The organism is Nocardia jiangxiensis NBRC 101359 (assembly GCF_000308615.1).
In the GTDB taxonomy this organism is placed as follows: domain Bacteria; phylum Actinomycetota; class Actinomycetes; order Mycobacteriales; family Mycobacteriaceae; genus Nocardia; species Nocardia jiangxiensis.
In genome coordinates this window covers 1-753 of record NZ_BAGB01000036.1, presented here as the reverse complement: position 1 = coordinate 753, position 753 = coordinate 1, and the positions used below count along the sequence as shown (strand labels likewise).

General features: G+C 66.7%; 1 protein-coding gene. It reads left to right on the top strand.

What is annotated here, in order from left to right; all coding sequences use genetic code 11:
* Position 1: 1 nt before the first annotated feature.
* A partial coding sequence (locus tag ON40_RS12035; RefSeq protein ID WP_040821866.1) for a 3-hydroxyacyl-CoA dehydrogenase occupies positions 2 to 753 on the top strand: 752 nt, incomplete at its 3' end.

Here is a 753-nt window from a genome sequence, read left to right as displayed (position 1 = left end):
TATGCAGATCAGCAATGCGGTTGCCGTGGTGACCGGTGGCGCGTCGGGCCTGGGCCTGGCGACGGTGAAGGAATTGCACGGTCAGGGCGCGAAGGTCGTGATCATCGACCTGCCTTCTTCCAACGGTGAGTCGATCGCCGAGGAGTTGGGCGAGGGCGTGGTGTTCGCGGCGGCCGATGTCACCAACGAAGAGCAGGTGGCCGCTGCGCTGGATGCGGCGCAGGCGCTGGGGACGTTGCGGATCGCGGTGAACTGCGCGGGGATCGGTAACGCGATCAAGACGGTCAGCAAGAAGGGCGCGTTCCCGCTGGATGCGTTCACCAAGGTGGTGTCGGTGAACCTGATCGGCACGTTCAACGTGATCCGTCTTGCCGCGGAGCGTATCTCGGCTGCCGAGCTCGATGGTGAGGAGCGTGGTGTCATCATCAACACCGCTTCGGTCGCGGCGTTCGACGGTCAGATCGGTCAGGCCGCGTACTCCGCGTCCAAGGGCGGCATCGTGGGTATGACGCTGCCGATCGCGCGTGATCTGGCGAGTGTGAACGTGCGCGTGGTGACCATCGCGCCGGGTCTGTTCCACACCCCGCTGTTCGAGTCGCTGCCGGACGAGGCGATCGCGGCGCTGGGCGCGCAGGTGCCGCACCCGGCGCGTCTGGGTGACCCGGTCGAGTACGCGGCCCTGGCCCGGCACATCGTGGAGAACCCGATGCTCAACGGTGAGACCATCCGCCTGGATGGCGCGATCCGCATGGC